Source organism: Amylolactobacillus amylotrophicus DSM 20534 (assembly GCF_001434555.1).
In the GTDB taxonomy this organism is placed as follows: domain Bacteria; phylum Bacillota; class Bacilli; order Lactobacillales; family Lactobacillaceae; genus Amylolactobacillus; species Amylolactobacillus amylophilus.
Window position 1 is genome coordinate 33,155 of record NZ_AZCV01000003.1, and the last position, 13,984, is coordinate 47,138.

15 protein-coding genes and 1 pseudogene are annotated in these 13,984 nt (G+C 44.3%); all 16 read right to left on the reverse strand.

The features are described 5' to 3' along the window. Positions 1-9: 9 nt before the first annotated feature. A complete protein-coding gene (locus FC62_RS04740; protein WP_054745688.1) occupies positions 10-486 on the reverse strand; it encodes a PTS sugar transporter subunit IIB in 477 nt (158 codons plus the stop codon). Between the two features lie 25 nt (positions 487-511). After that, positions 512-1,360 (reverse strand): PTS system mannose/fructose/sorbose family transporter subunit IID, encoded by an 849-nt coding sequence (locus tag FC62_RS04745; protein ID WP_054745690.1) that lies wholly within the window; start codon positions 1,358-1,360, stop codon positions 512-514. Continuing rightward, entirely contained in the window at positions 1,353-2,171 is an 819-nt protein-coding gene (locus FC62_RS04750; protein WP_056947208.1) for a PTS mannose/fructose/sorbose/N-acetylgalactosamine transporter subunit IIC, read from the reverse strand. Before FC62_RS04750 ends, FC62_RS04745 begins: the two co-directional genes overlap by 8 nt. A gap of 471 nt (positions 2,172-2,642) precedes the next feature. Beyond that, positions 2,643-3,443 carry a hypothetical protein gene (locus FC62_RS04755; RefSeq protein WP_056947211.1) on the reverse strand — a complete coding sequence of 267 codons (801 nt, stop codon included), beginning with the start codon at positions 3,441-3,443 and terminating at the stop codon, positions 2,643-2,645. Between the two features lie 162 nt (positions 3,444-3,605). Next, a complete protein-coding gene (locus tag FC62_RS08520) occupies positions 3,606-3,734 on the reverse strand; it encodes a KxYKxGKxW signal peptide domain-containing protein (RefSeq protein ID WP_371857358.1) in 129 nt (42 codons plus the stop codon). A gap of 256 nt (positions 3,735-3,990) precedes the next feature. Beyond that, the gene (locus tag FC62_RS04760; RefSeq protein ID WP_054745694.1) at positions 3,991-4,368 is read right to left on the reverse strand and encodes a DUF1634 domain-containing protein; all 378 of its coding nucleotides are present in this window, start codon (positions 4,366-4,368) and stop codon (positions 3,991-3,993) included. Then, a complete protein-coding gene (locus tag FC62_RS04765) occupies positions 4,369-5,214 on the reverse strand; it encodes a sulfite exporter TauE/SafE family protein (RefSeq protein WP_054745696.1) in 846 nt (281 codons plus the stop codon). It lies immediately after the preceding gene. Beyond that, complete coding sequence (locus tag FC62_RS04770; protein ID WP_056947214.1) at positions 5,214-5,852, reverse strand: hypothetical protein; 639 nt, start codon at positions 5,850-5,852, stop codon at positions 5,214-5,216. Before FC62_RS04770 ends, FC62_RS04765 begins: the two co-directional genes overlap by 1 nt. Before the next feature lie 130 nt (positions 5,853-5,982). Beyond that, entirely contained in the window at positions 5,983-7,359 is a 1,377-nt protein-coding gene (locus FC62_RS04775) for an ATP-binding protein (protein WP_056947217.1), read from the reverse strand. Positions 7,360-7,632: 273 nt separating this feature from the next. Beyond that, positions 7,633-8,151 (reverse strand): annotated as a pseudogene (locus tag FC62_RS04780) (FAD-binding oxidoreductase); the annotation flags it as partial. Positions 8,152-8,395: 244 nt separating this feature from the next. Then, the gene (gene deoD / locus FC62_RS04785; protein ID WP_054745706.1) at positions 8,396-9,106 is read right to left on the reverse strand and encodes a purine-nucleoside phosphorylase; all 711 of its coding nucleotides are present in this window, start codon (positions 9,104-9,106) and stop codon (positions 8,396-8,398) included. Positions 9,107-9,128: 22 nt separating this feature from the next. Further along, positions 9,129-10,322, reverse strand: a complete 1,194-nt coding sequence (locus tag FC62_RS04790; RefSeq protein WP_056947221.1) for a phosphopentomutase — start codon at positions 10,320-10,322, stop codon at positions 9,129-9,131. 10 nt (positions 10,323-10,332) lie between these two features. Then, a complete protein-coding gene (gene deoC, locus FC62_RS04795) occupies positions 10,333-10,986 on the reverse strand; it encodes a deoxyribose-phosphate aldolase (protein WP_056947224.1) in 654 nt (217 codons plus the stop codon). Between the two features lie 736 nt (positions 10,987-11,722). Continuing rightward, positions 11,723-12,190: a threonine/serine exporter family protein gene (locus FC62_RS04805; RefSeq protein WP_056947227.1), complete on the reverse strand. Its 468-nt coding sequence runs from the start codon at positions 12,188-12,190 to the stop codon at positions 11,723-11,725. A 1-nt stretch (position 12,191) separates the two neighbouring features. Then, positions 12,192-12,959, reverse strand: a complete 768-nt coding sequence (locus FC62_RS04810; protein WP_056947230.1) for a threonine/serine exporter family protein — start codon at positions 12,957-12,959, stop codon at positions 12,192-12,194. Positions 12,960-13,286: 327 nt separating this feature from the next. Next, positions 13,287-13,984: ATP-binding cassette domain-containing protein (locus tag FC62_RS04815; RefSeq protein ID WP_157043480.1), on the reverse strand; the 698-nt coding region annotated here is incomplete at its 5' end.

The window sequence follows — 13,984 nt, forward strand, 5'->3', positions numbered from 1 at the left end:
CAAATCACCCTATCCTAAAAAAGATTCAATTGATGCATTGGGTTCATTTGGAATCATTTGAGCTGTTATCTTAATTCCTTGGCTAGTTAATCTATGGATAATCTCTTCATCTTTTGGCGTAACACTAACGGATTTCTTAATTTGTCTTGATCCATCTTTTGCCGAAATATTACCAACATTAAAGACAGGAATATTAACACCGCCGTCAATTAGAGCTGCCATATCCGGAATATTTCGAGTAATTACAAAAACATTTTCGTTTGCATACTTATCTGATTTAAGATTCTCTACAGAGCGAGCAATTGATGCAATACCTAACTTAATTCCGGCAGGCCTAGCAAGTTTCAATCCCTGAATCTGCATTTCATCTTTAACTACTTCATCATTAACAACCAGAATACGATCAGCATTTACCGTGTTCGTCCACACCATCGCAACCTGTCCATGAATCATACGCTCATCTACACGTGCTGCTACTATAGCCATTTAAATACCCTCTTTCAAAAACTTATTATGCAATACTGCCAATCCAGGTCGCAATTGCCTGTAAATTTCCTAATAACATCCCAAGTAATATCAGTACAAATATTAGTCTCGTGGAATTCATTCTCTTGCGACCCAAAATCCAATAGGAGAAGAGTGCAATGGAGAGAGGAATTAATGCTGGTAAAATTTTATCTAGCATTTCCTGAACAGACATAGTAACTTTACCAACTTTATATGTAATATCGACAGAATAATTGATAACTGCGGGAATCATTGCACCAACAACGGTTAACCCCAGTATAGAAGCACCTTCTGTAAAGATTGCCATTCTATTTCCAAATGCAGAAGCCAATTTTTGACCTTGTTCAAGCCCGAAGCCAAATAATCTCCATCTTACATATGCGATAACAGCACACCCTATAATTGGTATTAGTAATCCCAATGGTTGATTGGACATTGCCATATATGCTGTAATCGAGAATATAATTGCATTATAGATTGCTACAAATATAGTATCACCCACACCTGCAAATGGACCCATCAAACCAGTTTTTAAACCAGCGATTGCTTTCTCACTTTGATCATTCATACCGAGCTGATCTTGGAGTGCTACATCTGCACCGATTATTAAATGTGCCATTTGTGGCGTCGTATTAAAGAACCCAGTTTCGAGAGTCAAAGCCTGTTTCATTTTATCTGGATCATCTTTATACAATCTTTTCAGGGCCGGCATAACTGAGTATGCATAACCAAGTCCCTGCATTCTTTCATAGTTCCAACCAAGTTGTAAGCCCAAGTATGATCTTATAAAGATACTCTTTTTATCCTTTTTAGTGATGTGATTAAATTCAACATTATTGTTTTTCTCAGTCATCAATCTCAACCTCCTCGTCATCAACTCGTCCCGAAGCGGAATCTGCAGCAGAATTTATATTTTCATTATTTTGATTTTTATTTGCGTTTAAAACATGTACAGCAGCTAATGCAAAGGCAAATAGTGAGACACCTAGTAAAGTAATTGACTTACTAAAGTATGCCATAATAGCAAATCCGAAGATGAAATATGGATAATAACGCTTTAATGGTAAATATCTCATCAAAATAGCGATACCCATGGCTGGAAGAATCATCCCAGCAGCTTTCAAACCATTCATAAACCAAACTGGAATCCAAGCATTAATCGCTTTTACAACTGCGGATCCAAATACCAAACCAATAAATACTGGAATAAATCTCGAAAGGGACCAGGGAACCATACCCAGAAGATTCGCCCTTTCCACACCTTTATAATTACCTGTCGCAACATGCCTCATCGCCATACGCTGAAAGAATGTATTCGACATACGAGCGAGAATATCCATTTGCGTCAGTAACAAACCGATTGGAATAGCCAATCCAATTCCGTAACCAACCCCTTTAGATGCCATAATTGCATATGCAGTCCCCATTACTGATCCCGATAGAAAATCTGGAACAGTGGCACCACCATAGGTTGCAACTCCAAGTGTTGTTAGTTGTAACGTTCCTCCAATTAACAACCCGGTTTTTAAATCTCCCAGCAAAAATCCAGTAACTGCTCCCGCAAAAACTGGCGAAAACAAGCCAAACTTTAGTGATAACGCATCAATTTGTCCTAGTGCTACATATAAACTAAGAAAAATGATTGCAAACCAAGAAATATCCATTTTACTTCCTCCTTGATAAACTAACTTACACCTGAAGTATACATTCAATGAAATAATATTTCAATATTATTATAGAAAACGCTTTATTTGAAATATTGTTTCTATTTTTGGGGTAAAACATTCATTCTAGCTGACTAATTAGCCCTCATCTACGATAGTTCCGACCACACATTGATTTCACACCGTCGGCATTGTTGACACAAAAAGGGCTTCACTTGAATGTATAACAAGTGAAGCTTTTTCATATTTGCCAGATTAATAACTATCGCCAATTTAGCTTATTAAATTTTGCCGTGCTGTGTCAAAGCACTAAATCTTTTTGGTTTTTCTCACGAACGTAGTCAGACCCAGACCAGCCAGAAGCGCTACACAGCCTAACCGAACCAGTTGTACCGTCGGTGCTCACTTGTTTGTGGGAGGACCTGTTGACCAGCCAGAACCGCGTCATTGCTGGTTGCTAGATTTCTATCATCACTGACCTCGTGGTGTCCAGTTAGTTTCTCCAGTCAAAGTATTTGTCACGGCTTTGAAAATCACTGTCTGCACAGTCTTACTTGGTGTCTTAACTCCCGCACCTTGGTAAACGATGGTTCTGATGACATTAACTTGGGTTTTCTTATCAGGTAGACCATCATTGTGCAGCACCGACTCTTGGAATACCGGGGTGTCTTGTATTTTTTTAGTATAAACTACACCAACATCTTTACCTTTATCATTAGGCAGAATGATATAGCCGGGTTTAACCGTAGTTACCCCATTTGCATCAGGCTTTACTACGGTGCCAGTTGTGTCATAGACGGTAGCACCGCGTACACCCTCTAACACAATATCCGCCGGTTGATCGACAAAATCAAAGAGAAGCGGCTGATATCCTGTAGTCGGATCCCCATGTTGAACCACCTTAATCGGGAGAATTAAATCAGCAGACTGCATATTATTCTGGAAGGCATTCTCCTGCGGCTGGCCCGCCGCATTGAGACTGTAGAGATTGCCCAATTGAACATAGGTAATCTCTTGATCAACCGGAACATTGCTTAAATCAGCATCCATTAATTGAATGGGTGAATAGGCAGCACTCGCATAGTTCCCTGGCAGAACTGGATTTTTATAAGCAGGAAAACCAGTATAGCCATCTTTAAATGCATACATCTGGCTACCGTAATGCGTATTTCCCGACCAACCACCGTGCGTTGCAGCAACCGCATTAGCTTGCGCCTCTAAATCAACCACCGATTGATCTAATGTAGCGGCGTTAGCGGTCGGTTGATCCACAACATGCACATCCGTTGATGAGTCATCATCTTTTTGCGTAATCGATTCGTCACTCTGGGCTTCGCCAGCCGTTTCCCCGGCAGCACTTGGAACATCTACTTGATTTGCGCTATCTACCGACCCACCAGCCGTGGTTGCTGCACTAACACTACTGCCGCCAAATCATAATCCGAGGCAAAAAATTGCTATGCCAATAGTTAGCCAAGTCTTACCAGACTTATGCAATTTAAAATGAACCTTCTCATTCTGTAAAACTAGCTGTAACGAGGATTTTTTATTTATCAACGTCACAATTCACTCCTTAGTTTTGCAAACCCCTTTATTGATCATGGTAGCACCATTTAAGAAATAGCGTTATTTTTACACTTAAAACTTACAAATATAGATACTTTTTCTTAAAGTCGCTGTATTACTATTAATTTCCTGATAGCCATGTTACACTACAGATAGACGAAAAGACGCCAGCGAGTGGTATGCCGCTGACGTAGAGTGATTTCGTAGGAATTTTTCGACACTAATCTAAATGATTAGTGTTTTTTTGTATCTATTAAGCTGTAAAGTAACCAATCAACATCGAAATAATCAGAATAACTAGCACAATCGTGGTGATTACAACGTAAAGATAATCGTGTTCGACCACGAACGCATAAATCGAGACAATGACACGCAACACAGGGGTCATAATCAGAAGAAATAATCCGAGCATCATGACCGCAAACGGCTTAAGTGTGCCAATCCCCGCGAAAATTTCACTGGGACGAATCGGTACGTGATTGGCAGCGTACCCTGTAGCACCACCATTAATCAACAGCAAGATGACGCCGATAACCATCACCGTTGTGGCCAGTACCACCCCAACGCGGAGCGCCTTCCCAATCGATAGCTCAATCTCGAGCATCTCTTTCTTATTTTGTTCATCGTTCATTTAGAAATGCACCCCCAAACCCTTCAGAGCCATCTGTGCACCCATGAAGACCAGAATCGGAATGAAGATCATCCTAATCATCTTAGGCTTCAAATGCACCATAATCCGCGCACCGATTGTCGCACCCACCAGGACGCCAACTGCGATTGGTACAGCAATTGCCGGATTAATCGAGCCATTGAAGAAATACACCGTGGCACTAGCGGCTGCGGTGACGCCCATCATCAAGTTACTGGTGGCACTAGAAGGCTTCAAAGGCATCTTCATGATTGAATCCATGGCAATGACCTTGAATGCCCCGCTCCCGATGCCGAGCAGACCACTTGCGAAACCAGCGGCCCCCATCATCGCAAAGCCACCAGGCACGTTTTTGACACCATAATCAACCTGCTTCTGCTCAACCTGATCATAATACGAACCACCAAGATTGAGTTTCACCGATAATGCATCATTGTTTAGTTGCACCTGATCCTTCTGACGACCCAGCAGCTTCTTAATCATGTTGTAGCTTGAGAACAACAGTAGCGCGCCAAATAGCACATAGAGGATACCCGTTGGCAATACACCCGTCATCAGTGCCCCAATAATTGCGCCGACAGTGGTCGCAAGCTCCAGAAACATCGCGACCCGCAAATTAAGCATGTCATCCTTCAGGTAGGCAACACTGGCACCAGAACTGGTTGCAATCACCGCAATGATGCTTGCGCCAATCGCGTATTTAATATCGATACCCAACACCATGGTCAAGAACGGGGTAATAATCATCCCGCCACCGATGCCGAGAATCGAGCCAAGTGTGCCCGCAAGGAGGCCTGCAATAATCATCAGAATTACTTGTGTTACCATTATTTCGTCTCTTTCACTGTTTTCTTCGCAGCGGTTTTCTTAGTAGCGGCTTTCTTGGTCGTCTTCTTCCTGGTTGTCGCCTTCTTGGTGGTCTTCTTCTTTTTCGCCTTGGCCTCAGCTTTCTTGTTGGCTTCAAGAACCTTACGTGCTTCTTCGTACTCCTTGGCCTGTTGTGCCAACACCTTGGCGTTTTCTTTCACGAAAGCCACCTTTTCTGGCATCAGCTTGGCCAAATCGGTCTTAATCTGTGCCGCCTGCTCGACGAACTCATCACCTGAGCTTAGCTCGTCAATGCGAAACTTAGACACGTTAATCGCGTCTGCAGCCATCTCGAAATAGACGTTTACCTCTGGTGTCTCCTCGTCGGTGAAAAAGTTGTTGATCTTCTTCCAGTTAGCAAAAGGAAGATTGATGATATTCGTCTCCAGACTGAACGTGATCGGCTCGGCACCGGTCACCGCGAATTGGGCCTGGGCGAGGCGACCACTGTTTAGTGCATCAACAATGAAATCCACCATTTTGCCAGCTTGTGCGTCATAGTCGGCTTGCTCTAACTGCTTGTCTTCCCTTGTCTCAGCCATTGTTTCAAATTGGCCATTTTCAATATTATCCATGATTTGAAGTGCACTTATTTTCAAGTTTAACATCCTCGATTTATTTACTAATTAACTGAAATTTTACAGTTTTCGTTTGTTTTACCTCTTCAAACAATAACGGATTATTAGTGAGCTTGCAAATAAAAAAGTTAGAACAAATTCCCTGTTAAACCTAATCCTTGAAAAAGTCGGCGATTGAGATATTTTTTAGATTGATTTCTGGATCGACATTAATCGGGTATTTAGTGAAGAGGTACTGATAAGTTGTGTAATTGTGAAAATATTTGGCCCGCCGCTCCAATAAAGTAATTATCTGACCAATCTTCAACGAATTACGCCATTTACATTCACCGATCAACAATTCGTTACCTGTAATAGATTCTAAGACCACGTCCACTTCTTGGACATTGCCTTGTCGATCCTTACCCCACCATTTACCAAATGACTTAGCGACAAAAGGTAATTTCTTCCTGTTGTTTAAGCGTCTCAGGTACTGACGGGTAACTTCTTCAAAAATTGGGCCAATAAAATCAGATAGATTTTCACGCGCTAATTCAAAGAATATCTGCCCGCTACCACGCTCTATCTCCGAGCGGAAGGAAAACACATAACGATACCAAAACGCAATAAAGTTTTCAGTAATCTGATACTGACTAGTCTTGCCTTTTAAAGGATTAGCGCCGAACGGAATTACACGATCAATAAAATTTAACTCCTGCAGTACAAGAAGATAACGCGAAATTATATTGCTTTCAAGTTGCGTAAAACCAACGATTTTGTTCAACGTATTCGCCCCACTGGCGATAGCTTGCAGTACAGCATTGTAATTGGCAGGCTCCCTAAACTCCTGCTTCATCAATAGAGTACCTTCATTGAACAGATACCCATTAATCCCAAAGTAGAGTGCCTTAATATTATCGTCAAAACTCAAATTCGGATCAATTAACGATAGATAGTATGGGGTACCTCCAACACAAGCGTAGTACTTTATCTTATCAACAGCAGAAACATCAGGATAGAACAGTGCAGCATCATAATAGTCCAACGGCCCAATTTTCAATTGACCAGTTCGTCGGCCAAAAAGGGGGCTTTTTTCACCCAACACCTGATTCTCCATAAAACTCATGGATGAACCACAGAGAATCAGGAAGATATTAGTATCTTTGAATTCATAATCAATCACATGCTGCAAAATAGAGTTTAAGGACTTATTTGCATTGGCAGCATAGGGATACTCATCTATTATAATCACCACATGTTGCATCCCGAGTTGTTCTTTAATGATACTGAACAAATCATTCCAATTTGAAACTGTGGGAAAGTTGGCAATTCCTAGTTTTTCTCCCACTAAGCGGGAGAACTTTTGTAAATTTAGTAAGTCATTTACCTCTTCTGCCGGTAAATAAAGTGCATTCTTGCCCTTAATAAATTCATTGAGCAGCGCTGTTTTACCAATTCTACGTCTGCCATAGACAACAGCCATTTGGAATTCTCTTCTGGCATACATCTGCTCAAGGGCAGCTAGTTCCTTTTCACGCCCTAAAAACATATTTTTCCTCCTTTCGAATGCGAGTTTTACTACTTTACATTATTATAATCTAAAGTAGTAAAACAAACAAATTCAAGTACACAAAAAAATCCAACGGCTGCTGTCGTTGGACCTTATATCTTACTCGTTCTGAATTTCGGGTCGTCCTCGCAGTAATAACTTGCATCAATACCCTTGAAGACCGTCTTGTTGCCATTAATTCAGTCAATTAAGGCCGCTTTATGTAACACAGCTGAAAAACCTCATCCGACCTCACTTAACTCAACTATGACCCTAGTTAATTTTGCGTTTTGGATTCAAGATACCTAGCGGATCGAGCAGATTCTTTATCTGGTGTTGCAACTGGTCAACATCAAAGCCCAATTCCTCGTTGTTCCACTGATTCTTAATCATCCCAACAGCATGCTCAGCGGAGATCGTACCACCCAATTCCAGCGTCTTCTTGAACATCAGCCGACTCGCCTCAATCACCTTTTCAGGTGGCTCAACAGTATCTTGCCAAATCATGCTTGGATGAACGTTACCATCACCGGCATGCCCTGCCGTATATATATCCGAGTCTAAATCCGCTGCCACTTGGTCGATGTAATCCACCATCACAGCGAGTTGCGACAGCGGCACCGCCATGTCTTCCATGATGTGGTTACCCTTAGCGAACACCGCCGGTAACATATCCTGGCGGATCTTTAGTAAAGCGGCAGCCTGCACCGAATCCGTCGTTGTTGCCACGCCGAATGCCCCGTTTCGCGCGAGTACATCCTCCGCAATTGCCAAGCTCTCCTGCCCACCGGCAGATGGTATTTGCGTGCTGTCTTGAGTACGCCGAGAATGTCTTCTTCGTCACCGACTGCCACATAAGCCAGAATTCGCCCCTCGATCTGGGACTGTGCCCAATCAAGCTATTTGCTTGATTATTAAATAACGTTTTGGTAAGCGATTACAATTCTAATATATGGGAGTTTTCACCAACATGCGACCTTTTGTGCTCGTCTTTTCGCAATAAAAAAAGCCGTGTTTCCACAGCTTACGTCAAATCCTATAAAGTTTGCAGCACACTATCAAGCGCCAGTTCAATCATTTGGCCGAAGCCGGTCTGGCGCTCCTGTGCCGTCGTCGCCTCACCCGTCAAAATATGGTCGCTAATCGTGAGGATTCCAAGTGCGTGCCGCTTGTACTTGGCCGCCAGCATGTAGAGAGCAGCCATCTCCATCTCAACAGCCATGATGCCGTAATCGGCAAGCTTCTCATTATCAATCTCGTCATTATAAAAGCGGTCTTCAGCAAAGACGTTTCCCACGTGGAATTTCAGCTGCTTCTCCTGCGCGGTCGAAACAGCGGCGCTAAGCAAGTTATAGTCAGCAATTGGCGCATAATAGATGCCCGCACCAAACGTCGATTGAATAATCCCCGAGTCGGTGCTTGCCGCCTGGCCAATCACGATATCTCGCACATGCACATCCTGGCTAACGGCACCAGCAGTGCCGACACGAATCAAGTTCTGCACGCCATAATCGCGCATCAATTCTGTGGCATAAATACTGATTGAGGGAATACCCATCCCGCTCGCTTGGACAGATACGCGCTGCCCATGATATGTCCCGGTGTAGCCGAACGCGTTGCGCACGGTGTTATAACGGACCGGATTTTCAAAATATGTTTCTGCAATGAACTTTGCCCGTAATGGGTCGCCCGGCATCAGGACCGTCTCGGCAATCTCGCCTGGTTTTGCTTCAATATGTGTACTCATCATCTACCTCCAGCAATCATCTTTAATTTAACTTATCTAAGAAACTAGTGCCGTATTCGCCACCGTCAATTTCGAAATTGGCCAGAACTGTCTGACCCAAATCAGCAAAAGTATTTCTCACGCCCAAGGATTGATTACCCGGCAAGCTCTTGCTAAAGAAGAGCAGCGGCACAAATTCTCGAGTATGGTCGGTCCCCTTAAATCCAGGGTCGTTACCGTGATCCGCCGTGACGAATAGGAGGTCGTCATCGCGCAACTGTTCGAGCACCTCGCCCAACCGTTGATCAAAGGCCATGAGCGCATCCCCGTAACCATTGACGTTTCTTCTGTGACCATACATCGCATCGAAATCGACCAGGTTGGTGAAACAGAAGCCGGTAAAGTCGCGCTTGGTTAACTCGAGCACGTGATCCATGCCATCCATGTTACTCGTGGTATGCCATCCTTCGGTGATGCCCTGACCGCTGAAAATATCGTTGATTTTGCCAATGCCAAGCACGTCGAAGCCGGCCGCTTGTAACCGGACCAAATCTGTCTTTGCAGTGGGCATGAGGGCATAGTCGTGTCTGTCGCTTGTACGTTTGAAGTTATCCTTGTTGGTGCCCACAAACGGCCGCGCGATAATCCGACCAATACGGTAAGGCTGCTCCGTCGTAATGGAGCGCGCATAATCGCAAATCTTGTACAATTCCGCCAGCGGAATCACAGCGGTATTGGCTGCAATCTGCAGGACTGAGTCACCACTTGTGTAGACAATTAAATCGCCGGTTCGCAACTGGTGCTCACCATAATCCTTGATGACCTCGGTACCAGAATACGGCTTGTTAGCAACAATATGCCGCCCACTGAAGTCCTCTAATTTCTTGATTAGGTTCTCGTCGAACCCGTTCGGGAAGAAACCGAGTGGCTCGAGCACGGGTAAACCCATCATCTCCCAGTGGCCATCCATGCTGTCCTTACCGGCAGAAATCTCAGACATTTTACCGAAATAGCCTCGGGCTGGCTTAGCCACCGGTACACGCTCAATCGGCGCTTCTTCTCGAATGTTTGATAAACCAAGCTTTGCCAAGTTCGGGAGGCTAAAGTCGCCATCATACTGCTGGCCGATGTGCCCGAGCGTATCGGCCCCCATATCGTCGTATTTAGCAGCATCTGGTGCAGCACCGATACCGACAGAGTCAATGACAATTCCGAAAATACGTTTAAACTTTGCCATAATCTCACCTCTATTCCGTCACAATCGCAATACTTGCACTGGCACCAATCCGGCTGGCACCTGCCTCAATCATTGCGAGAGCTTCCGCTTTCGTATGGATACCGCCTGCCGCCTTAACCCCGAGCTTGTCGCCCACAGTCTCACGCATCAACCGCACGTCAGCAGCTTTAGCCCCACTTTTGGCGAAACCGGTGGAAGTCTTAACGAAGTCAGCACCAGCCTCCACGGCTAGCTCGCAGGCCCGCTTGATTTGTTCGTCCGTGAGGAATGCATTCTCGAGGATCACCTTTAAGATGGCATTGCCAGCGTGGGTTGCTAGCGCCACCGCTTTGATATCTTCGCGCACCGTTTGTTCATCCCCTGATAACAGGGTACCAATATTTTGCACCATGTCAATCTCAACTGCACCATCTTTTAGCGCCTCGGACGTTTCACTCACTTTGGCGAAAGTGGAGGTGGCACCAAGTGGGAAGCCAACCACAGTGCAGACGTTGACGTCTGTTTCCTTCAATTCTGTGGCTGCCAATTCAACCCAGTATGGGTTGACGCAAACTGATGCGAAGCCGTATTGTTTGGCCTCGTTGATTACTTGCATGACCTCATCTTTTGTTGCTTCTGGCTTTAAAATCGTGTGATCAATGTACTTTGCTAAGGGTTTATCCACTGCTCTTCTCCTTTGAAATTAGGAATGAAATACTACTTTCAGTTTAGCAGACTTCGCTTCCAATTGACAAAAGAGTTACGCAAAAAAAGCACTTAGATTTTGCGTTCAACATAAGTGCTTTCATCTGTTGTATCAAAAAAATGTCAGTTTACTTCTTTACCGCATTTTTATCACTCATACTACTAAATTGGACGTAAAAAAAGAAGCCAATCAACTGAATGATTGGCTTCTACCACGGGCAGAAAATAAATTTTCTGTAGGCTTTTGGCTCCACAACCGACTCACCTAACGCCAGCACTTCCCGCGCTTGAGATTAAACTCAGGTGTCCCTTAAATCAAGTGCCACAAAATGTGTGGCCTTCTCGACCCGTCGCATCTTAGTATATTAGACTAATTTCCGTTATCTAGCAAGGCTTTTGTTCACAACCATCACACCTTTACTTGTGTTGTATTATAGGCTAGCTCCTAAGTATAGGTTGGTTTAGTTTTTTATTAATAAAGTTGAGGAAAAAAGTAATGAATAAAGCTAAAAAGCAGAGAACATGGGGTCTCATCGGTCTCTACATTTGTTTGTTAATAATATCTTCTTTGATACAACAAATTGCGTACCTTGGGTTAATCGCCGTAGTTTTACTAAAAAGGAACAACATCAGTAGTACTATACTAAAAGCAATGACTCTAGTTGCCACGAATGGATCTAATTCAATTGTGGTCATTTTGTTTGCTTCAAATTAATTTACAATTCTCGTTGTTTGCGTAATCTCCTCGTCATACTACTAATAATCTCGCTTACAAGTTGCGCCAACATAAAGCCAATCGCAATCGCGCCACAGATTATCGCCACGCGCAGTAAAAAACTTAGTGCCTCATCAAGTTGGCCCAAAGCCATCGCTCTGACTGCCATGTATGCCGGTACTCCGGGCACCAGTGGCACGATACCCGGAATGTTGAAGAGAATGATGGGCATCTTCTTCCAGCGGGCAAAGAAAATTCCAATAATCCCGATTAACATTGCACCGAACAGGTTGCTAATGACACGCCCAGCACCCAGTTGCATCAGGAACCAATAGGTCATCCAGCCAAGCGCACCGGAACAACCCGACGCAATCAATGCGGGTCGCGGCAAGTTGATGGTGATTGCGAAACCCAAAGTGGCGAGGAAACTAAAACTTAAATTAATTACTATCTCTAACCAGTATGGCATCCTACACCCCCATGAAGCGGATGACGAGCGCCACACCGCCGCCGATAGCTACGGCAGTTAAGACTGCCTCAACACCACGGCCAATGCCAGAAATCAAGTGCCCAGCAAACAGGTCCCGCAACGAATTAGTTAGCGCGAGGCCCGGAACAAGGATCATTACTCCGCCAATAATAATGGCATTTGCGTCGAAGCTCGAATTAATCTGCTGTAGGCTAATTGCCAAAAACGCCAACACCAAAGATGCCAGCATTTCGGCCAAAAAGCGAATGTGCGCGTATTTTTTCACGAAATGATACGTGAGGAAGCCGATCATACCAATGAGTGCCGCAAATGGCAGGTCAAGCCAATCATAGTCATTCATGAAGAGCACCATCAGCGTCGAACTAACGAAGCCGGTACCGATAGTCTGGAGCCAGAGCGGGAACTGGGGCGTATTACAGTCGACATCCTCAAGTTTCAGCCGTAACTCTGCCAAAGTGATCTTGTGTTCAGCAAAACGCCGCGATAAATCATTCACGCGACTTACTTTCTCCATGTTAATTGAGCGATCCTCGACCTGTTCAATTTGCACGTTATCCATCTTGTCGACACCCATGAACAAGCCTGTCGGCGTGGTAAAAACACGGAGGTCCGTCAGGCTCAGGCCAGCATTACTACCAATCCGGCGCATGGTATCCTCAACCCGGTACATTTCGGAGCCACTTTCAATCATGATTTTCCCTGCGGTTAGACAGGCGTCTAACACCGCATCAACATATCTATCTTCCATCGTAATAGTTCCTATTATCTATGTTGTTATAGGTCAACTTCTCAAGTATTCAGAAGCTGACCGCCTTTTGTCGCTACTTTTTTAACTGTGCTCCCAAAGGCAACTTCTTCCGTCTTACTTGTCACATTCAGCATTTCATGCTTCTGTGTCTTCGTAAGTACTCAGAAGCTGACCGCCTTTTGTCGCTACTTTTTTAACTGTGCTCCCAAAGCAAGCCACTCACCCTAGCTTATTTGCCTACGGAATCATTCCATTCCTCCTTGCCAAACCACGCTAGATGCTAGTGGTTTACCCGCTTTGGATCGCAACTTTTGTCGCTACTTGTTATTATTTCATCTCTTCAATATCAATAATCTTGTCAACCCAATCTCCCTCAAAGAAATCCTTCTCATGGGAAACCACAATCACGCCACCCTCATAATCGATAATCGCACGGCGTAGTGCATCCTTCGTTGCCACATCCAAATGATTCGTCGGCTCATCCAAGAATAAGAGATTACTTGGTTCGAGCATCAACTTCGCCAGCTTCACCTTCATCTGTTCCCCACCAGAAAGTGTCTTGAGCGGCGACATTGCCTGTTGACTGGTTAATCCGGTCCGCGCCAAAACAGTGCGCAGCTCCTTTTGCTTCTCATCCTCGAAGTTCTGTTGCATGAACTGGAACGGGGTCATGTTGCCATTATCCCACTTTAAATCTTGCTTGAAGTAGGCAATTCTCGTCGTTCTATTGATATCATAGCCGCCATAAATGGGCTTCAATTCACCCAACAACGTCTTCAACAGCGTGGATTTACCTATTCCATTGAATCCAGTGATCGCCACTTTCTCGCCGTTACCGACCGAGAAGTTGAATGCTTCCTCTACCAGTGCCTTGTCGTAACCAATCACCAAGTCCTGTGTTTGAAGTAAAATTCGACTAACAGTCTCAGTGTATGGGAAGCTAAATGTTGCCGCCTTGTTAATCTTCGGCGGGTCCAGTCGCTCCATACGGTTCAACTGTTTAACCCGACTCTGAGCACTCTTCG

Coding starts and splice junctions, on each gene's coding strand:
- FC62_RS04740 (WP_054745688.1), bottom strand. CDS start 486: ATGGCTATAGTAGCAGCACGTGTAGATGAGCGTATGATTCATGGACAG.
- FC62_RS04745 (WP_054745690.1), bottom strand. CDS start 1,360: ATGACTGAGAAAAACAATAATGTTGAATTTAATCACATCACTAAAAAG.
- FC62_RS04750 (WP_056947208.1), bottom strand. CDS start 2,171: ATGGATATTTCTTGGTTTGCAATCATTTTTCTTAGTTTATATGTAGCA.
- FC62_RS04760 (WP_054745694.1), bottom strand. CDS start 4,368: ATGAACGATGAACAAAATAAGAAAGAGATGCTCGAGATTGAGCTATCG.
- FC62_RS04765 (WP_054745696.1), bottom strand. CDS start 5,214: ATGGTAACACAAGTAATTCTGATGATTATTGCAGGCCTCCTTGCGGGC.
- FC62_RS04775 (WP_056947217.1), bottom strand. CDS start 7,359: ATGTTTTTAGGGCGTGAAAAGGAACTAGCTGCCCTTGAGCAGATGTAT.
- deoD (WP_054745706.1), bottom strand. CDS start 9,106: ATGAGTACACATATTGAAGCAAAACCAGGCGAGATTGCCGAGACGGTC.
- FC62_RS04790 (WP_056947221.1), bottom strand. CDS start 10,322: ATGGCAAAGTTTAAACGTATTTTCGGAATTGTCATTGACTCTGTCGGT.
- FC62_RS04805 (WP_056947227.1), bottom strand. CDS start 12,190: ATGCCATACTGGTTAGAGATAGTAATTAATTTAAGTTTTAGTTTCCTC.
- FC62_RS04810 (WP_056947230.1), bottom strand. CDS start 12,959: ATGGAAGATAGATATGTTGATGCGGTGTTAGACGCCTGTCTAACCGCA.